A 17,455-nucleotide genomic window follows, 5' to 3' on the forward strand; every position below is an offset into this window, starting at 1 on the left:
ATGACCACGGTTAACTTGGCCCGGCGTGCATTGTTCCGTCAGCCGGAACGCCTTTCTCAACCTTTGCGTCCACCATGGGGACAGGCGGAGCATCTATTCACAGATCTGTGTACCCGTTGTAGTGACTGTTTAGATGCGTGTCCCACAGGTCTGATTAAAATCGGTAGCGGTGGTTTTCCTGAAGTCGATTTTTCTGCTGCTGAATGTACGTTTTGTGGTGATTGCGTTGATGCATGTCAGACCGACGCACTGAGCAGACAAGAGGATCAACAGGCGTGGGATTATCGGGCAGAAGTGCAAGAAGATAGCTGCTTATCTTTACAAGGTATTTTTTGTCGAAGCTGCAGCGATCCATGCGACTCGCGAGCGATTACGTTTCGTTTGCACGTTGGTGGCAAGGCGCAGCCAGAGATTGATTTGCAGGCGTGTACTGGGTGTGGTGCTTGTGTTGCCCCCTGTCCTGCGTCGGCGATAGTGATTAAACCAGAGGATGCTCTAAATGAGTGAGCCAGATATTGTGCATATCTCCAGTTTGGTGGTGCATTTTAAGCCTGAATTCTTAACCCCGATTTCGGCGGCGTTAACCAATATTCATGGCTTAGAGATCCAAGGCCACAACGATACCGGAAAAATGGTGGTGACCCTCGAAACAGCAACAGAGCATCCGGTACTAGATGCCATACGAGACATCAATGAACTGCCAGGCGTGTTAAATACCAGCTTGGTGTTTCACCAGATAGATGATGCCAGTGCGCAGGAAGAGAGCTTACCTGTCACGGTTAATGTGGGAGAAGAAGCGCTATGAAAGTGACACGTCGATCGTTTATTAAGGCCAATGCTGCAGCTACTGCGGCGGCTGTGGCAGGCATTACCTTACCTGTGAGTGCGAGTAATCTGATCACTGCCTCAGACCAAACTAAATTGAAATGGTCAAAAGCGGCTTGCCGTTTTTGCGGTACTGGTTGCAGTGTCAATGTTGCCACTAAGGGCGGTAAGGTCGTGGCCACCCATGGTGATATTAAATCACCTGTAAACAAGGGGTTGAACTGCGTTAAGGGTTACTTCCTGTCAAAAATCCTCTATGGCAAGGATCGGTTAACGCAGCCGTTGTTGCGAAAGAAAAATGGCAAATATGATAAGCAGGGTGAGTTTACACCGGTGAGCTGGGACGAAGCGTTTGACGTCATGGCTGACAAGTTTAAGCAAACTTTGAAAGAGAAAGGCCCTGAAGGCGTGGGTATGTTTGGCTCAGGTCAATGGACAGTGATGGAAGGCTATGCCGCCGTCAAACTGATGAAGGCGGGTTTCCGCTCTAATAACATTGAACCCAACGCGCGCCATTGTATGGCGTCGGCAGTCGCAGGTTTTATGCGTACGTTCGGTATCGATGAGCCAATGGGCTGCTATGACGATATCGAAGCTGCCGATGCATTTGTGCTGTGGGGTTCAAACATGGCTGAGATGCACCCGATTTTGTGGACACGTCTCACCGATCGCCGACTCAGCGCACCTCATGTCAAAGTGGCAGTGCTGTCCACCTTCGAACACCGCAGTTTTGAACTGGCCGATATACCGGTGGTATTCACGCCACAAACTGATTTGGCGATGCTAAATTATATCGCTAACTACATCATTCAGAACGACAAAGTGAACTGGGACTTTGTTGATAAGCATACCAATTTTCATATGGGGAACGATGATATTGGTTATGGCTTGCGAGACGAACACCCACTGCAGAAAAAGGCTAAAAACGCCGGAAAAGCGGGTGGTTCAAGCAAGATATCTTTTGAAGAGTACGCCAAGTTTGTCAGTACATACGACGCGGCCTACGTGTCTAAACTTTCTGGTGTACCAGAAGCCAGTTTAGAGAAGCTGGCGAAACTGTATGCTGATCCCAAAACAAAAGTAACATCGTTTTGGACCATGGGTTTCAACCAACATACTCGTGGGGTTTGGTGTAACAACCTGATTTATAACATTCACCTGCTAACTGGAAAGATATCGACACCGGGGAATAGTCCATTTTCACTGACCGGTCAGCCGTCGGCTTGTGGTACTGCACGTGAAGTGGGTACGTTTAGCCATCGCTTACCTGCCGATATGCTCGTGGCCAATCCTAAGCATCGCGCGACCGCGGAGAATATTTGGAAGTTGCCAAGTGGCTTGATCCCTGCCAAGCCGGGATTACACGCGGTAGCTCAAAGCCGAGCGCTGAAAGACAGCAAGATTAATGCTTACTGGATCCAAGTGAACAATAACTTGCAAGCCGCCGCCAATATGAACGAAGAAACCTATCCGGCTTATCGTAATCCGGATAATTTCATCGTTGTGTCTGACGCTTATCCAACGGTGACAGCCGAAGCCGCAGACCTGATATTACCGAGTGCGATGTGGGTTGAGAAAGAGGGTGCCTATGGTAACGCGGAACGTAGAACTCAGACTTGGTATCAGTTGACCGATGCGCCCGGCGAGGCGCGCTCTGATACATGGCAGTTGATGGAGTTTTCCAAGCGTTTCACCACCGATGAGGTTTGGCCTGCAGATCTGCTTGCCGCTAATCCAGAGTTTAAAGGCAAAACCCTTTATGAGGTGCTGTACCGAAACGGCAATGTAGATAAATTCCCGCTGGAACAGATCAGCGATGAGTATCAAAACCAAGAATCCAAACATTTTGGTTTTTATGTGCAAAAAGGCTTGTTCGAAGAATACGCGACGTTTGGTCGCGGTCATGCGCACGATTTGGCCGACTACGAGGTTTACCATCAAGAGCGAGGCCTGCGTTGGCCAGTGGTTGATGGCAAAGAGACGCTCTGGCGTTTTCGGGAAGGCTCTGATCCTTACGTGAAGCCGGGTAAAGGTTTTGAGTTTTACGGTAAGCCGGATGGCCGCGCGATCATTTTTGCGCTGCCATACGAGCCAGCGGCTGAATCTCCCGATAAAGAATACCCATTATGGCTATCGACCGGACGCGTGCTAGAGCATTGGCATTCCGGGTCTATGACGCAGCGGGTGCCCGAACTGCATAAAGCGGTCCCTAATGCGCTTTGTTACATGCATCCAGACGATGCTCTGGCGCTTGGGGTGCGTCGCGGTGAGGAAGTGAAGGTGACTTCTCGTCGTGGCGAGATCAGAACTCGGGTAGAGACGAGAGGCCGAAATAAGCCACCTAAAGGGCTGGTATATGTACCTTGGTTTGATGCCACGCAGCTGATTAACAAAGTGACATTGGATGCCACTGACCCCATCTCGAAACAGACTGACTTTAAAAAGTGCGCTGTTCGTGTAGAAAAAGCATAGGAGAGAGGATCATGAGAGTTTTAATCGCAACTTTTGGCCTGCTCTCCATGCTGATTGCAGGTGCCGTGGTCGCCAAAGTGGAAGTGGCTACCCTCAGGGGAAGCACTGAACTCACTGAACAGGGTAAGCCACCCATGATGGCGCCAGTGGTCAACGAAGATGTGAAGTTACAGCGGGCGTATCCAATGCAGCCGCCTATCATTCCACATAAGATTGATGGCTATCAGGTTGATTTGAATAGTAATAAATGTCTTAGCTGTCATTCGAGAAAGAGAACCGCTGAAAGTCAGGCGCCGATGGTGAGTGTGACCCACTTTATGGATCGGGACGGGAACTTTCTTGCGGATGTTTCTCCGCGCCGTTATTTCTGTCAGCAGTGCCACGTCACTCAGGATAAGGTTAAGCCTTTGATTGAAAATGAGTTCAAGGATGTGGATTTGGTGCTGAAAGAGAAAAGCGCCGAACAGGTGAAATGAGGCCACTATGAAGAAGTTTATTATTAAATGCTGGCGGGTCGTGGCCCGCCCCAGTGTTCATTACAGTCTTGGCTTTCTCACTGTTGGTGGCTTCATTGCTGGGATCATCTTCTGGGGTGGTTTCAACACGGCGCTGGAACTGTCTAATACCGAAGCTTTCTGTATTAGCTGCCATGAAATGGAAGACAACGTTTATCAGGAGATGCGCAGTACCATTCACTTTACCAACCGCTCTGGGGTGCGTGCGACCTGTCCCGACTGCCATGTACCGCATAACTGGACAGATAAGATCGCCCGAAAAATGCAGGCCAGCAAAGAGGTATGGGCGACTTTGTTTGGCACGATTAATACGCGGGAGAAATTCCTCGAACATCGCTTAGAGCTGGCACAACATGAATGGGCGCGCCTGAAAGCGAATGATTCGTTGGAGTGTCGTAACTGCCATAACTTTGATTACATGGACTTCACTAAACAGAGCCAACGCGCGTCAGCCCAGCACAGCACCTCGCTGGCATCGGGTGAGAAAACCTGCATCGATTGTCACAAAGGCATTGCCCATCAGTTGCCGGATATGTCGGGTGTCGAGGGCTGGTAGTGGCTTGATGGTCTAAGTGTTGGGATAAACGGTGAGGCCAAGCCTCGCCGTTTTCATTTGAAAGCGGCCCATTCTTGGGTAGGATGATGTTTTGGGCATAGATGTTTGGGCATAAGTTTTTGGGAATAGATGTGCCCCTCTTCGATAGAGCTAATAATGGCCGAGGTTAATGCAGAAAGCTGTTGCGGCGTGGTGCTGGCCGGGGGTCAGTCGCGGCGCATGGGTGAAGATAAGGCTTTGCTGCAATTTCATGGCGAGCCTTTAGTCGCACGCATGCTCGGGCGCGTGCGGCAAGCAGGTTTAGCGCAGGTATTCGTGAGTGGAGATTATCCCGATTATCCGCACCTTATCGACTTTCCGGACGCCGCTGGTCAAGTTATCTCTCAAGGGCCGTTAGCCGGCTTACTGAGTGTGGCCGAGCAACTTCGTGGTCAATATGGCTTTATGGTCGTCGTGCCCGTGGATATGCCCCTGTTGCCGCCAAGTACAATCCACCAGTTACTGGAGCAGCCGGCAGAGATCCCTGCTGTCGCTTACCAAGACGCATATTTTCCATTACGTTTGATACTTGATGATCACCTGATTGAACATCTGCGTTGCCTGCTAGATCAACACGAGCATAAATTACGTTCGCTGCGGGCACTGTTAGAGCGGTTACCAAAACGTTGGTTGCCGTTACCTGATCCACCAGAGCTACTAAGTAACGTCAATACGCCAGAGCAATGGCAGTGGGCGCTGCAACAAGCGCTAAGTGAAGAATAGGAGTTTACAAACCGTTATGAGCCATGCCGCCCGCACTTTTAAGGCGCTGAATATCGCCGTATTAACCGTGTCAGATACCCGCTGTTTTGAAAATGATACTTCAGGGCAATTTCTGGCTGATTCATTAACTGAGGCAGGACACCAGTTAGCGGATCGTCAGATCGCTAAAGACGATGTCTACCAATTAAGAGCGATTGTCTCCAGCTGGATTGCATCAGACCATATACAAGCGGTGTTGGTGACAGGTGGCACCGGTTTTACCGCAAGAGATACCACGCCAGAAGCGCTGTCGATACTGTTTGATAAGCCGGTGGAAGGGTTTGGCGAACTGTTCCGAGCTATCTCCTACGATGAGATCGGTACATCAACCATTCAGTCTCGGGCGCTGGCAGGTTTCGCCAATGGCACCGTGGTGTTCTGTATGCCGGGTTCGACCAATGCCTGCCGTACCGGTTGGAACAAGATCATAGCCGAGCAGTTAGATGCGCGTCATGGCCCATGTAACTTTGTGATGCACCTGAAAACCACTGGCGAGAAGGTAGAACCATGTCCGAGCAGGGGTTAACCCATATTAATCAAAGCGGTCAGGCGCACATGGTCGATGTGGGTGAGAAACAGATCACCACACGCATTGCCCGTGCCCAGGCCGTTGTAAGGATGGCACCAGAGACCTTAGCCATGATTGTGTCTGGTCAACATCACAAAGGGGATGTGTTTGCTACCGCGCGGATCGCCGGTATCCAAGCCGCCAAGCGCACTTGGGAGTTGATCCCTCTGTGTCATCCGCTGATGCTGACCAAGGTAGAAGTGGACCTCATTGCAGACGAACAGCAAAGCTGCGTGCGTATTCAGACGTTATGCAAACTCAGTGGTAAAACCGGTGTCGAAATGGAAGCGCTGACAGCGGCATCTGTAGCGGCGCTAACCCTGTATGACATGTGCAAAGCGGTACAGAAAGATATCGTGATAGAAGATCTGAAATTGTTAGAAAAGCAGGGCGGAAAGTCTGGCCACTTTGTGGCGGAGGCATCATGAAAGTGCTTTTTTTCGCCTCGCTGCGAGATGCTTTAGGCACCGCTGAGGTCGATGTTTCTCTGGCACAGGGCACAACGGCGGAAGCGTTGCGCGCACAGTTGATAGCTGACCATCCTCAATGGCAAACAGCATTAAGCCAACCGGCATTATTGTTAGCTGTGAACCAGCAGATGGCGGACTGGCAAACACCGCTCAATGAGAGTGATGAAATTGCGCTATTTCCTCCGGTGACCGGGGGGTGAACATGACTGAGCCGGCACCAATCAATGCAGAGACCTATATCTCTGTTCAGCATGATGACTTTGACATGGCTGCTGAGTATCAGCGGTTAGCGGCAAGTGCCAGTTGCGGTGCCGTGGTGACTTTTTCTGGCTTAGTGCGTGAGTTTGCCAAGTTAAGTGAGCAGGATGCGCCGAAAGTGACCGAGCTGTTCTTGGAGCACTATCCAGGCATGACCGAAAAAGCGTTGGCTGATATCGTCGAACGCGCCCGTTCGCGCTGGCCGCTGGGGCCTGTGACGGTGATCCATCGCATTGGTGCACTGCCATTGAACGCACAGATCGTGTTTGTGGGGGTCGCCAGTGCCCATCGTGATGCTGCGTTCTCGGCAGCTCAGTTCATCATGGACTTTCTGAAAACCGAAGCGCCGTTCTGGAAGAGAGAGACTGCTGACGGTAAAACTAGCTGGGTAGATGCGCGGCAAAGTGATCAGGAGGCGAGTAAACGATGGAGTTAAGCGTTTCTCGACTATTTCCCGTGAGTGTTTTCTGCCGCATTTTGGCGCTGTTTCTGCTTTCAAGCCTGTTTACTTCAGTACATGCCGATCCTACGCCCCAAGGCGGAGCGGCTAATTCTACTGGCGCTTCTCGTACCCTGATCATTGCTGTCGCGAACAGCTTTCGTCCCGTCGCAGAGTTAATCGCGGCAGAGTTTTCACAACGACACAATGTTCAGATCCAGTTAGCTTCTGCTTCCAGTGGTGTGTTGGCAAACCAGATCCTGCACGGTGCGCCGTTTGACCTATTTTTGTCTGCCGATAGTGCTCGGCCAGCGCTGCTGGTGGATAGGGGGCTGGCTTATGCAGACAGTCGTTTGACCTATGCGCGCGGCATTCTGGTGTTTTGGTGGCCGCCCGGTGGTAGCCACAAAGGGGGAGAGCCCCGCTTAAAGCAACTTAACGACGTGTCCCGCTTATCAATCGCTAATCCGCGCACGGCGCCTTACGGTGAAGCGGCAAAAGCGTTGCTACAGGGGCAAGGTCTGTGGACTAGCATGCAGAAAAGGCTGGTGCGTGGCGCCGGGGCATCGCAGGCCTATCAGTTTGTCGCTAGCGGCAATATCGCTGCGGGCTTATTGCCGCAGTCCCTGTTACTGCAGGGCGGTGTTGAGCATGACTACTTGGTTATTCCTCAAGAGCTGTATCCCCCCTTGGCGCATCAGGCGGTCGTGATTAAAAACGGCAAAGCCCAATTAGCGCGACAGTTTTTGCAGCACTTGTTGGGGGCAGGGCAAAACGTACTTGCTGAACATGGCTTTTATCCTGCCGCGAGTTTTGCCTCTACTGCTTTGCATCGCGGGGCGGATTAATGGATTTCGGCTTCTCAGCACAAGACATCGCGGCCCTTTGGTTGACCGTTAAGCTGTCAGCTGTCACCACGCTGTTGCTACTTGTTCTGTGTCCGCCGTTGGCATGGTGGTTAGCTCATACACGGCGCTGGCATCGACCATTGATAGAAGCGATTGTGGCTTTACCACTGATCTTGCCTCCCACCGTTTTAGGTTTTTATCTGTTGGTCGCTTTTGCCCCGCAAGGGCCTGTTGGCAGCTACTGGCAGGCGTTGTTTGGTACGCCATTGGCGTTCAGTTTTTCTGCCTTGGTGATCGGCTCCATGCTGTATAGCCTGCCGTTTATTGTGCAGCCACTGCAAGCGGCTTATCAGGCGATTGATCAACGTCAGTTAGAGGTGGCGCGCACCTTGGGTATGTCGCCGTTGCGACGGTTCTTTAAAATCATCTTGCCGCAAACCAAACGTGCCACCGGTGCTGCGGGTGTGCTGGGGTTCTCTCATACGGTGGGCGAGTTCGGCGTGGTACTGATGATTGGCGGTAATATTCCCGGTGCCACGCAGGTACTTTCTATTGTCTTGTTTGACCATGTTGAAGCGCTCGATTATGCAGCCGCTCATCGTTTGGCTGGTGGCCTTCTGCTGTTTTCTTTGCTGGCCCTGAGTCTCACTTATAGCTGGCTTCGTGCTGGTAATAAGGCGCCAAGATGATTAGTTTTAGTTATATAAATCAAACGACTGAAGCTTCGGGCCTGAAAGAAGTCCAGCTGGCCGAAAGCGGCTTGTGTGGTGTGTTTGGTCGTTCAGGTGCGGGTAAGACAACGCTGCTGCGGTGGCTGGCCGGACTGATTGAAAAAGAGGGCACTATTGAAGCCTTTGGCGCGGTTTGGCAAGGGCTGAGCGGCTCGCTGCGGGTGGAAGCGCGGCAGGTCGGTTATGTACCACAGGAAAGTGCGTTGTTCTCTCATTTGACTGTGGCGGGCAATTTGGCGCTGGCTAAACCGTTCGCCAATCGTGCGGTGGTGGAAAAAGCAGAGTTGCTTGACGTGTTGATGCTGGAACCACTGCTAGATAAACCGGTGACTGAGCTTTCCGGTGGCGAGCGTCAACGGGTGGCGTTAGCGCGGGCACTGTTGGTGAATCCCCGCTGGCTATTACTCGATGAGCCACTGTCGGCGGTTGACCAAGTCCACCGGCGCGTGATCGGTCACTACCTGAAACAGTTATCAGCGCGGCTGCCGATTTTATTAGTCAGTCATTCAGAGCAGGAGCTGGGTGCGCTGTGTGATAATATCTTGTTGATGGATGAGGGTTGCTTACGGGCACAAGGCTCACCATCGGAGCTATTTTCTCGTCCGGATCTACAGATCTCCCACCGTGATAGTGCGGCGTCACTGCTGCTGGCGCAGATGATGGAGTACGATCCTGTGCATCATACTCAGCATCTGATGGTCGATGGCCAACCATTAGAGATCCCCGCAGACAAAGCGGTGGTCACTGCTGCGGGTGAAACTCTGCCGTTACGCCTGATGTGCCGGGATATTATTCTTTCCCGCGATACATTGCAGGGCACTAGCCTACGCAATGGGTTCTCGGTCACCGTGATAGGCATACATAGTACGGCAGAAAGTCAGGTGTTGGTGCGGCTGCAATTGGCCGAACAGAAATTGCTGGCTAGGATCACCGAACGATCCGCCGAGGAGTTAAAGATCAAACTTGGCGATCCGATCTACGCTTATGTGAAAGCGGTCAGTCTGGTGACGAGCGCAGATGTTGCTTCACTGCCAGCGCGCTGATCCGACGCAACATGCCCCAGAACAGGAATGTGTGTGGGCGCATCATTGAGTACCAATAGAGTTGCCCCCAGAACCCCGCCGGGTGCCAATACGCGAGCATCGTGATGCGGGTGCCACCGTCAGGCAGTGGCTCTAAGCGAAACTCCAGATTGCCTGAGCCGGGGCCCTTCATGCCAAAGCCCAGCAGCACAGATTTTTCCTCGTTTACCCGCAGAATATTCCAGGAGTCTACCCGTTCGCCGACGACAAATTTGTTTGCGGTATCTCGCCCCAGATCCCGACCGGGGCCGCCAACACAAAAATCGATCCATTCACGGATCGCCCATACCCAGTTCATAAAGAAGAAGCGTTGCTTGCCGCCTATTTTGCTCAGTACCTGCCAGATCGGTTTAGCGGGCATAGCGGATTCATGGCTGAGTACCAAACAGTCGCCATAAAAGGCGGCATTGCGCCAGCCTTCCCGAAACGCCATATTGCCCTGAAACCAAGTCAGTGGTGCCGGCCAGCTTTGTTCATCTGCAAGCGCCTTTTCAACGGCTTGCTCATAGCTGAGCAGCGGCTGGGGTAGCAGCGTCCGGATCGCCTTATCGTCCGCGAGTATGTCGTGCTTAAGGCCACCTAACAGCGCTTTTATCACCCCTTTAGGCGCGGAGCTAAACAGCGGCATGCCAAAGCGCACCATGGCAATAGAGATCAGAAAAAAGGGCAGCGGTTTAAAGCGTTGTTCGGTAACGGCCGCGTACTTCTCTATCTGCTGCAGGTAGCTGATGGTATCTGGCCCGGCAACGTCGTAGATCTGTTGATAGGCTTCACGGCAGGCCATCACACCAACCAGATAAAAAAGTAAATTATCCAATGCGATAGGGGCGCTTTTGTTTTTTACGGCCGTCGGTAACAGCATGCCTGGTAGGTGGTTCACCATGTCGCGGATCGCTTCAAACGGCACCGACCCCGCACCAACAATAATAGGGGCGCGTAGCTCGGTGACGGGCACGCCACCTTCCCGCAGCGCTTCGCCGGTTTCGGCACGGGAGCGCAGGTGTAGCGAATGCGTATCTTCAGGGGCGAGGGCGCCAAGGTAGACGATCTGTTTAATACCCGCGCGGGAGGCCTCGCGACCAAAGACATGGGCGGCACGACGGTCGCGTTCGGCAAAGTCATCGCCCGCCTGCATCGAATGCACCAGATAGAAAGCGATATCTATATCCCGACACGCTTCGGTTACCGTGGTGGGTTGTAACAGATCCATGGGACAGATATCGACAGGCTGTTGATCAAACAGTGCCACCAGCTCGGTGACGCGGCGAGCGCTTACGCGTACCTTATGGCCTTGTTGCAGTAGCTTGGGTACCAGATGACGGCCAACATAACCACTGGCGCCGACCACCAGAATATTCATCGCTTGCAGTGTAGAAGAGTTGTTTTCCATTACTTACCCTGATCTGGCTGGTTAACCGGCTATCGTCCTATGGCATGCTGACTCATGTCGCGGCTGGTGGCTCACCTCTACAGAGACTAGCATAGAGGTTACGGGTGCCAACAACTTGATTGGTCGGAAAAAGCTTATCTTAAGGGAGAGTCTAGTGCGTATTTTGCTATTTGGAGCCAGCGGCTTTATTGGTGGCCAGCTGGCGGCTAACCTGCTGGCTGATAGCCGTATAGCAGCACTTATTTGCCCGCAAAGACAAAAGCTTAGTCACAATCTAAGTTTGGCTGAGAATGATCGTTTGCAGCGGCCAGTGATCGATTTCAACCAGATCCCGGCCAACTTATTTAACGCGGATAAAAAGCTGTCGAGTATCGACTGGTTGCTACTCTGTTTGGGGACTCATAGTGGCCATGCTGGCAGCTATCAGCAGGTGGATCTGGGTTACACCGTAAAAATAGCGACACTCGCTCGTGAAGCCGGCATAGAAAACTGCCTGCTGGTGTCGTCGACGCTGGCCTCAGCGACATCGCTCTCTCCCTATCTACGTTGCAAAGGGCAAGCAGAACAAGCGCTTGTCGCACTAAATTTCGATCGTTTAGGGATCTTTCAACCTGGCCCGCTAACCGGCCGACCCGCCCTGCGCTGGTCAGAGAAGCTCGGTACGCCTCTATTGTCGCTGGCGGCAAAACTCAGCGGCGGTATTCGCTCACCGTTTGCGCCCGTAGCCGGTAAGCAAGTCGCCGCCAGCATAACGCAGCAAGTACTGCAGCCAGATTTTAGCGGTGTAAAGCGGTTTCGCACGGCGGATATGCTAGCTGGTTGTTGGGATAACTGAATGGCTGGTAGAGTAGTTTACAGACTTAACGTCAAGTGACGTTAATCCATAAGGTTGGAATCCATTAACGTGAAAATAGAAAATATCGAGACCGAACGGGGCAACGAAATTCTCGCCGGACTGCGTAAAGCGGGTTGGAAAATCGCTAAGCAGTACAATCGGTTAGCTTTTGATAAAGGTATCGATTTCGATAGCTATACCTTAAAAAAAGGTAAGCAAACGCTGCATTTTGAATGGAGCAACTGGTTTGAGTGGGAGATCGAAGGTGACGATGAGCTGATAGAGTCACTAATCGCCAATCATCAGCTTCGGAGCTAATACACTTAACCGAACTAGAGGAATTTATTGGTTCCTGCCATTAACTCAGTGTTTCCATCGGTTACTCACTCGCTGGCCGAAGTCTCCTTGGGCTGGTTAGACAAGCCTGGTACGCCTTTGTTGTTGCTGGTGGAAAAAGCTCTGTGGCGGAATTCGCCCCCTGATAATACGTCAGTGGAGATCCTCCTGACATTGACCGTTCTGGATTCGTTTCATCTAGAGCTGGATCATGGCAAGGTAGCTAATTTTCCCGGCACGAGGGAGCATTAGTTACCTTGATTTTGAAAGGTCTGGCGATCCGATTAGCTTGATTTTAATTTGCTCTTGACCTTGTTTTTTACTTTTTTTAATGACTTTCTGCGTCTGCTCTCTTGAGGGAGTAGTTTTTCTATTAGTGGCTTTCGCTTTATCACTTTGGGGATCTGTTTTACCCAGTCGTCATCAATTCCATGCTCTTTTGCATACTGACGTGTTTGACGCCATTCGGCTCTAATAACGTTATTTTTTAGTTCGATTTTCTTCATTGCAGCAATGATATCTATCGGCTCGAAGCTGGTGGGGATAGGGGCATTCACTGCAAGAAAATTAAGCTGAGTGCGAAGGCATTTTTCACACTTACCACAGTTTCTATCTCTTATATCGCCTTCCCAACAGACCCTTAGATTGCTGAGTCCAAGTGGCCATGATGAGATCTCTTTAACTTTTTCGGTTCGACTGTGGCTAGCACCGTCATGCATGACGATAAAGTCGCCAGAGCCGAGTAAATGATCTGTAATTGGAGAGGAGCCCCAAGGTATCACTAAGGAGTCGTAGGGCTCGCTGCTACCAACGATGCATGTGCCAGCGAGACTTTTATAGTTGCTGAGAGTCGCGACAAGCGCAGATGAGAAGGCGTGCTCCCACGATACCTTGGTTATTTCTCGGTAATTGGTTCTGATCGGTTTTATTTCAAGCCCGAGATCGGCCAGCGTTTCTTCAGATCGCTTAACGGTGTTATTGAAGGCTACCTTATCTTTTAGAGGGATATCAAAACCGTGAACGATTGAGCACAGCTTAATATTTTGTGAACGGTAGCCAAATTTTGATTGCTTGTGCATCCAGACTGAAAAGGTGGCATCAACACCACCAGAAAACGCACAAATGGCACCATTCTTTGGGTGTTCTTCTTCTCTAATCGTATCGACATGGATGTTCACTTGACTGTATACGTTTGGCAGCCATTTACACCAAACAGCTTGGAATTCTGTCAGATTACTCAACAGTTGCTTTGACACACTGCCTTGCACTTCCAGATCTCGGCCCTCTTGCATCGCGTCCATGATGGTTGCTAACAAGTAGGCGTCACAGTCTTCAACTTTTGGTGCCTCTACTGATTTGTCTAAACTAAACCATAACTCTTTTTCGCTATCGACATGGCTGTTAGTGACCCTCTGCAAATTGCATGATCTGATTGTCTGAGTTTCGTTGGTTTTGTTTGGAGAGGGAATTATCCGGATTGTCATCTTGGGTTAGTCCTTTAACTATAAGTGCTGCGTTTTATTCAACTAGTCAGTGTGTCGGCAAATATTTGTATCTGCGACTCAAGAGTCGTCATTGGTTTTACTTTATATTTCTTTGCACTGATTTAGTGCGGCCGCGTAGGTTACAAGCTTTTAGCTGAGAACAAAAGATTTTTGTCACATTTATATAACAAGAATGTTGACTTGGTTTTGTCATGCGATACGCGAGTAGGTGCTGGACGGAGATATAGAATTGTTTTTTATTCGGATTTTCCGACCGCGGATAAGTGGAGGGATAAAACCAGGAGTGCTAAAAAGGGAGTTCAGAGCACGATCAATGCGTTGTTCGTTGTTTTTTCTATCACGGAAATCTTAAAGGGCTGAAACAATTAACGTGTAAATAAAAAACATTGCCACCGATCCGGGTAACGATATTCTGGCCGCCCTGCGTAAAGTGGGTTGGAAAATAGCCAAGCAGTACAATTGGTTGGCTTTTGATAAAGGTATCGATTTTGATAGCTATACCTTAAAAAAAGGTAAGCAAACGCTGCATTTTGAATGGAGCAACTGGTTTGAGTGGGAGATTGAAGGGGATGACGACGTGATCCAATCTCTGATAGTTTCTTTTCAGCTGAGCGAGAAAACTGCGAGCAAGTGTTGAGCTGGCCCGTATCGGTTATGTTTATCTGTTACTTGAAGCTATTGCCGTATCTATATCAATGACTACCCCCATGCTGTCATTGACCTGCTAGCCCCTCTGTTTTTCAACGTGTGGGGCGTTCATCTCGCCCATGTTCATGGCTTCTTCATGACCAACGCATTTTCCTGGATATGATGCGGTGAGTTATTGGTGCGGGACTTTAATTGTTTCAATGAGGGTTTCGGTCACTATCTGTTGGAGTTTATCCGTTGTGCTGGGCTGAGGCGCTGCTGTGTATAACCACCAACCGGCAGCAATAAGCAGTGCGGTTAGCAGCAACACACCACTAAACAGATGCAAGTAAAGCCGGATACGAGAACGACCTGCCCATTTGTTTTTCATTTGCTGTCGGTAATGACCAGATATCAGGAATTGAAATGGCCGCCTGACGGCCATGATGCTGAAGATACACAGCTCAAGCATAAATGCGCCGATGGCGACGACTAACTCTTCCATAAGTTTTGCCCGATAGATTGTGGATGAATAGTGTTCTTGGCAGGAGAGCGTTCTTTCCTAGCGCAACCACTCCGCGAATGGTTCAAACCACACTTCATCCCCTTCAGCCTGATTGCCGCTCGCAGCAGGCAAAGGGACATAGCCGTTGGCCGAGACCATGGAGCTAAAGATCGCTGAACCTTGGGCGCCAGTGGTAACTACTTGCCATTGGCCGGTATCGCTATCAAGGGCTGCTTCACCGCGCTGATAATCCTTGCGACCGGGGCGCTTGCGCAGGCCAGAGGTCAGTTTTGCGGGGTATTTGATGGCGGGCTCTGCCTGCCAGCCCATCATTTTCTGTAGCGTGGGCATGACCAGTTGATCACAGGTGACCACGGCAGAGACGGGATTTCCTGGTAAACCGAAAAACCGACTATTTGGCAGGGTACCAAAGGCAAAAGGTTTGCCTGGTTTGATGGCCAGTTTCCAAAAGCCAACCTGACCCAGCTGTTCTAGTAACAGTTTGGTGTAGTCGGCGTCACCAACTGAGACGCCACCGCTGGAAATGACCACGTCAGCTTCGCTATCTGCTTGTTGAAATACACTGCGTAGTTTGGCTTCGTCATCGGGTACCACGCCTAAATCGAGTATGTCGACAGGCAGGCGCTGCAGCATGGCTTTGACGGCGATGCGGTTCGAATCGTAAATCTCACCTTTGCCGAGGGTTTCGCCAGGCTGTTTTAGCTCATCGCCGGTCGAGAAGATGGCCACTTTGAGTTTGCGGTAGACCTTTACTTGCGCAATGCCGAGGCAGGCGAGTTGGCCAATGTGCCTGGGTGACAGGCGACAGCCCGGCGTTATGACGGTATCGCCGGTGCTGACATCTTCACCGCGGTAACGGACATTGCTATTGGCTTTGACCTTGGCAAAGCGGGCGTACTTACTATCGTCTGTTTCGGTGAGTTCGGCGTTCTCCTGCATCACCACAGTGTCGAGCCCGGCGGGCAGCAGTGCACCCGTCATGATCCGCACACAGCCGCCAGCGGGAATGTCGCCGGCAAACGGTTGGCCAGCAAGAGCGGTACCCACGACTGGCATGGGGGTATCCGCTGACCAGTCGGCAAAACGAAAGGCGTAACCGTCCATGGCTGAGTTGTCGAATGGTGGAATATCCAGAGGGGAGGCGACGGCTTCGGCAAGTATGCGATCAAAGGCTTGCTCCAGTTCGCAGAACTCGGTTTCACTGACATTGGTAACATTCGCAGCCATCTCTGTCAGTGCTTGTTCCACGGGCATTAAGCCCGGCGCATCACAACATCCCATGACTTGTTCCTTTCTGGCTAACTGGCGTAACGCGGGCTGCTAAGCCCGCTTAAACGGTTGGAGCACCCGGCGCAGATTAATGCGTCGCCGGGCGCTGCTTGTATTTGTTGTACAGCTGGGTCTGTCGGTTATTCAGATCCACTTCACGGCCATCAATCAACATGGTGGTAATGGGGTGGCCGCTGTAATCAAGAATATCGCCGGGGGCGATAATCAGGCTGGCCTGCTTACCGGGACGCAGCGAACCAAGTTTATCGTCGACGCCGAGTATCTCTGCTGCGGACAGGGTCACCGCTTGCAGTGCTTGCTCTGGGGTTAAGCCATAAGCCACCGCCTGACCCGCAGCAAAAGGCAGGTTACGTACGTCCCAGTTGCCTTCGTTGTGGTAAGCAATGGCGTACTTGATGCCAAGAGATTGTAGCCGTGCCGGGCCGCCATACGCGCTGTCGTAGCTGGCGTCTTCTTTAAATGGCTGACCAACGCTGTGGGTGTAGATCACCGGAATATTAAAGCGCAGCAGTTGTACGGCAACTTGATCCGCTTCTGCGCCACCGACGAGCACCATGCGTACCTTTTCACGCTGGGCGAAAGCGATTGCCTGTGCGATGTCTCGTGCGTCATCGGCATGGATAAACAGTGGCTGCGCCCCGTTGAGGATTTGGGTCATCGCTTGCCAGCGCTGGTCAACGGCTTGCACTTGATCAACGCGGAAGCTCTTAAAGTAGCGGCGCGCTTGATCAAAGGCCGTTTGTAGCTGCGCTAATTTTTCCTGATATTTTTCCCGCTGCTCTTCTGGCGATTGTGACGAACGGGCTTGGTCACGGATCTTAATGGTGGGCCAGCGTAAGTGGATACCGACTCGGTCTATGACTAATGCGTCTAAATTATCCCAGCCATCGAGCTGCATTAAGCTGGAGCCGCCACTGAGCAAACCACGCTGAGGTACGACCTGGGCATAGCCTATGCCGTTACTGCGGGTGGTGGTATTTAGCTCGGAATCAGCATTAAACGCCACATAGCCGGTGACATTGGGGTTGATACTTCCCACCTCGGCGATATCGTCGCTAGCGCGTACTGCGTCGATCTCAAGTAGGCCGAGGGTGGTATCCAGGGCGATCAATGTGGGGTAGATAGATTGGCCGTTGGCGTTAATCACTTTAGCACCTTTGGGTGCTGGGATCTGTGGCTCCAGCGCTGTGATCATGCCGCCTTCAATCAGCAGGTCGTAGGCTTTGAGTACTTCGCCATCCCCTGTATGGATATTGCCATCTTGGATCAACAGTGATTGTTGCTGCTGAACTCCCGGTAACTGGGTATGACTGGATGCAGACCAGGGCAGGAGGCTGCATAACAGGGCTATCAGGGTAACGGCTTTCGTTGTCATCTTCAT

22 protein-coding genes are annotated in these 17,455 nt (G+C 51.4%); 17 read left to right on the top strand and 5 right to left on the bottom strand.

The window, feature by feature from the left end; genetic code table 11:
• The 13 genes from napF to modC all read left to right on the top strand — a co-directional run bounded on the left by napF (nucleotide 1) and on the right by modC (nucleotide 9,526).
• Nucleotides 1–507 (top strand): ferredoxin-type protein NapF, encoded by a 507-nt coding sequence (napF, locus tag EZV61_RS02410; RefSeq protein WP_131414209.1) that lies wholly within the window; start codon nucleotides 1–3, stop codon nucleotides 505–507.
• Nucleotides 500–805 (top strand): chaperone NapD, encoded by a 306-nt coding sequence (locus tag EZV61_RS02415; RefSeq protein ID WP_114337115.1) that lies wholly within the window; start codon nucleotides 500–502, stop codon nucleotides 803–805. The genes napF and EZV61_RS02415 overlap by 8 nt, the downstream gene beginning before the upstream one ends.
• Nucleotides 802–3,297 carry a nitrate reductase catalytic subunit NapA gene (gene napA, locus EZV61_RS02420; RefSeq protein ID WP_170308590.1) on the top strand — a complete coding sequence of 832 codons (2,496 nt, stop codon included), beginning with the start codon at nucleotides 802–804 and terminating at the stop codon, nucleotides 3,295–3,297. The genes EZV61_RS02415 and napA overlap by 4 nt, the downstream gene beginning before the upstream one ends.
• 11 nt (nucleotides 3,298–3,308) lie before the next feature.
• Nucleotides 3,309–3,773 carry a nitrate reductase cytochrome c-type subunit gene (locus tag EZV61_RS02425; RefSeq protein WP_114337116.1) on the top strand — a complete coding sequence of 155 codons (465 nt, stop codon included), beginning with the start codon at nucleotides 3,309–3,311 and terminating at the stop codon, nucleotides 3,771–3,773.
• A 7-nt stretch (nucleotides 3,774–3,780) separates the two neighbouring features.
• A complete protein-coding gene (locus EZV61_RS02430; RefSeq protein WP_114337117.1) occupies nucleotides 3,781–4,368 on the top strand; it encodes a cytochrome c3 family protein in 588 nt (195 codons plus the stop codon).
• Nucleotides 4,369–4,524: 156 nt separating this feature from the next.
• On the top strand, nucleotides 4,525–5,130 hold the full coding sequence (gene mobA, locus EZV61_RS02435; protein WP_165569506.1) for a molybdenum cofactor guanylyltransferase: 606 nt from the start codon (nucleotides 4,525–4,527) through the stop codon (nucleotides 5,128–5,130).
• A gap of 16 nt (nucleotides 5,131–5,146) precedes the next feature.
• Nucleotides 5,147–5,695, top strand: a complete 549-nt coding sequence (moaB, locus tag EZV61_RS02440; protein WP_131414211.1) for a molybdenum cofactor biosynthesis protein B — start codon at nucleotides 5,147–5,149, stop codon at nucleotides 5,693–5,695.
• Nucleotides 5,677–6,165: a cyclic pyranopterin monophosphate synthase MoaC gene (moaC, locus tag EZV61_RS02445; protein ID WP_131414212.1), complete on the top strand. Its 489-nt coding sequence runs from the start codon at nucleotides 5,677–5,679 to the stop codon at nucleotides 6,163–6,165. Before moaB ends, moaC begins: the two co-directional genes overlap by 19 nt.
• A complete protein-coding gene (gene moaD / locus EZV61_RS02450; protein ID WP_240695136.1) occupies nucleotides 6,162–6,407 on the top strand; it encodes a molybdopterin converting factor subunit 1 in 246 nt (81 codons plus the stop codon). Before moaC ends, moaD begins: the two co-directional genes overlap by 4 nt.
• Before the next feature lie 2 nt (nucleotides 6,408–6,409).
• On the top strand, nucleotides 6,410–6,901 hold the full coding sequence (gene moaE, locus EZV61_RS02455) for a molybdopterin synthase catalytic subunit MoaE (protein ID WP_131414213.1): 492 nt from the start codon (nucleotides 6,410–6,412) through the stop codon (nucleotides 6,899–6,901).
• Nucleotides 6,892–7,752 carry a molybdate ABC transporter substrate-binding protein gene (modA, locus tag EZV61_RS02460; protein ID WP_131414214.1) on the top strand — a complete coding sequence of 287 codons (861 nt, stop codon included), beginning with the start codon at nucleotides 6,892–6,894 and terminating at the stop codon, nucleotides 7,750–7,752. Before moaE ends, modA begins: the two co-directional genes overlap by 10 nt.
• Nucleotides 7,752–8,441 (top strand): molybdate ABC transporter permease subunit, encoded by a 690-nt coding sequence (gene modB, locus EZV61_RS02465; RefSeq protein ID WP_114337123.1) that lies wholly within the window; start codon nucleotides 7,752–7,754, stop codon nucleotides 8,439–8,441. The genes modA and modB overlap by 1 nt, the downstream gene beginning before the upstream one ends.
• Nucleotides 8,438–9,526 (top strand): molybdenum ABC transporter ATP-binding protein, encoded by a 1,089-nt coding sequence (gene modC, locus EZV61_RS02470; protein ID WP_131414215.1) that lies wholly within the window; start codon nucleotides 8,438–8,440, stop codon nucleotides 9,524–9,526. Before modB ends, modC begins: the two co-directional genes overlap by 4 nt.
• Here the strand turns inward: modC and EZV61_RS02475 are convergent.
• Entirely contained in the window at nucleotides 9,480–10,955 is a 1,476-nt protein-coding gene (locus EZV61_RS02475; RefSeq protein WP_131414216.1) for a DUF2867 domain-containing protein, read from the bottom strand. The two genes, modC and EZV61_RS02475, sit on opposite strands and share 47 nt — an antisense overlap.
• 154 nt (nucleotides 10,956–11,109) lie before the next feature.
• Between EZV61_RS02475 and EZV61_RS02480 the strand changes: the two genes are divergently transcribed.
• The 3 genes from EZV61_RS02480 to EZV61_RS02490 all read left to right on the top strand — a co-directional run bounded on the left by EZV61_RS02480 (nucleotide 11,110) and on the right by EZV61_RS02490 (nucleotide 12,378).
• Nucleotides 11,110–11,790, top strand: coding sequence for a Rossmann-fold NAD(P)-binding domain-containing protein (locus EZV61_RS02480; RefSeq protein WP_131414217.1), 681 nt, complete (start codon nucleotides 11,110–11,112; stop codon nucleotides 11,788–11,790).
• 69 nt (nucleotides 11,791–11,859) lie between these two features.
• The gene (locus EZV61_RS02485; RefSeq protein ID WP_131414218.1) at nucleotides 11,860–12,108 is read left to right on the top strand and encodes a hypothetical protein; all 249 of its coding nucleotides are present in this window, start codon (nucleotides 11,860–11,862) and stop codon (nucleotides 12,106–12,108) included.
• A gap of 27 nt (nucleotides 12,109–12,135) precedes the next feature.
• Nucleotides 12,136–12,378, top strand: coding sequence for a hypothetical protein (locus EZV61_RS02490; protein WP_131414219.1), 243 nt, complete (start codon nucleotides 12,136–12,138; stop codon nucleotides 12,376–12,378).
• A gap of 32 nt (nucleotides 12,379–12,410) precedes the next feature.
• On the opposite strand, the gene EZV61_RS02495 is transcribed toward EZV61_RS02490, so the two are convergent.
• A complete protein-coding gene (locus EZV61_RS02495; protein WP_205695299.1) occupies nucleotides 12,411–13,382 on the bottom strand; it encodes a hypothetical protein in 972 nt (323 codons plus the stop codon).
• Between the two features lie 712 nt (nucleotides 13,383–14,094).
• Here EZV61_RS02495 and EZV61_RS02500 point away from each other — a divergent pair.
• Nucleotides 14,095–14,268: a hypothetical protein gene (locus tag EZV61_RS02500; RefSeq protein ID WP_205695301.1), complete on the top strand. Its 174-nt coding sequence runs from the start codon at nucleotides 14,095–14,097 to the stop codon at nucleotides 14,266–14,268.
• Nucleotides 14,269–14,451: 183 nt separating this feature from the next.
• On the opposite strand, the gene EZV61_RS02505 is transcribed toward EZV61_RS02500, so the two are convergent.
• The 3 genes from EZV61_RS02505 to EZV61_RS02515 form a co-directional block, all read right to left on the bottom strand.
• Nucleotides 14,452–14,763 (bottom strand): hypothetical protein, encoded by a 312-nt coding sequence (locus EZV61_RS02505; RefSeq protein ID WP_130566378.1) that lies wholly within the window; start codon nucleotides 14,761–14,763, stop codon nucleotides 14,452–14,454.
• A gap of 57 nt (nucleotides 14,764–14,820) precedes the next feature.
• Entirely contained in the window at nucleotides 14,821–16,065 is a 1,245-nt protein-coding gene (gene moeA, locus EZV61_RS02510; RefSeq protein ID WP_131414221.1) for a molybdopterin molybdotransferase MoeA, read from the bottom strand.
• A 76-nt stretch (nucleotides 16,066–16,141) separates the two neighbouring features.
• On the bottom strand, nucleotides 16,142–17,455 hold the full coding sequence (locus tag EZV61_RS02515; RefSeq protein WP_131414222.1) for an amidohydrolase family protein: 1,314 nt from the start codon (nucleotides 17,453–17,455) through the stop codon (nucleotides 16,142–16,144).

The organism is Corallincola luteus (assembly GCF_004336975.1).
GTDB lineage: Bacteria > Pseudomonadota > Gammaproteobacteria > Enterobacterales > Neiellaceae > Corallincola > Corallincola holothuriorum.

Bases quoted from the DNA above. Each gene is read 5' to 3' on its own strand.
- napF (WP_131414209.1), top strand. From the start codon at position 1: ATGACCACGGTTAACTTGGCCCGGCGTGCATTGTTCCGTCAGCCGGAA.
- EZV61_RS02415 (WP_114337115.1), top strand. From the start codon at position 500: ATGAGTGAGCCAGATATTGTGCATATCTCCAGTTTGGTGGTGCATTTT.
- napA (WP_170308590.1), top strand. From the start codon at position 802: ATGAAAGTGACACGTCGATCGTTTATTAAGGCCAATGCTGCAGCTACT.
- EZV61_RS02425 (WP_114337116.1), top strand. From the start codon at position 3,309: ATGAGAGTTTTAATCGCAACTTTTGGCCTGCTCTCCATGCTGATTGCA.
- EZV61_RS02430 (WP_114337117.1), top strand. From the start codon at position 3,781: ATGAAGAAGTTTATTATTAAATGCTGGCGGGTCGTGGCCCGCCCCAGT.
- mobA (WP_165569506.1), top strand. From the start codon at position 4,525: ATGGCCGAGGTTAATGCAGAAAGCTGTTGCGGCGTGGTGCTGGCCGGG.
- moaB (WP_131414211.1), top strand. From the start codon at position 5,147: ATGAGCCATGCCGCCCGCACTTTTAAGGCGCTGAATATCGCCGTATTA.
- moaC (WP_131414212.1), top strand. From the start codon at position 5,677: ATGTCCGAGCAGGGGTTAACCCATATTAATCAAAGCGGTCAGGCGCAC.
- moaD (WP_240695136.1), top strand. From the start codon at position 6,162: ATGAAAGTGCTTTTTTTCGCCTCGCTGCGAGATGCTTTAGGCACCGCT.
- moaE (WP_131414213.1), top strand. From the start codon at position 6,410: ATGACTGAGCCGGCACCAATCAATGCAGAGACCTATATCTCTGTTCAG.
- modA (WP_131414214.1), top strand. From the start codon at position 6,892: ATGGAGTTAAGCGTTTCTCGACTATTTCCCGTGAGTGTTTTCTGCCGC.
- modB (WP_114337123.1), top strand. From the start codon at position 7,752: ATGGATTTCGGCTTCTCAGCACAAGACATCGCGGCCCTTTGGTTGACC.
- modC (WP_131414215.1), top strand. From the start codon at position 8,438: ATGATTAGTTTTAGTTATATAAATCAAACGACTGAAGCTTCGGGCCTG.
- EZV61_RS02475 (WP_131414216.1), bottom strand. From the start codon at position 10,955: ATGGAAAACAACTCTTCTACACTGCAAGCGATGAATATTCTGGTGGTC.
- EZV61_RS02505 (WP_130566378.1), bottom strand. From the start codon at position 14,763: ATGGAAGAGTTAGTCGTCGCCATCGGCGCATTTATGCTTGAGCTGTGT.
- moeA (WP_131414221.1), bottom strand. From the start codon at position 16,065: ATGGGATGTTGTGATGCGCCGGGCTTAATGCCCGTGGAACAAGCACTG.
- EZV61_RS02515 (WP_131414222.1), bottom strand. From the start codon at position 17,455: ATGAAGATGACAACGAAAGCCGTTACCCTGATAGCCCTGTTATGCAGC.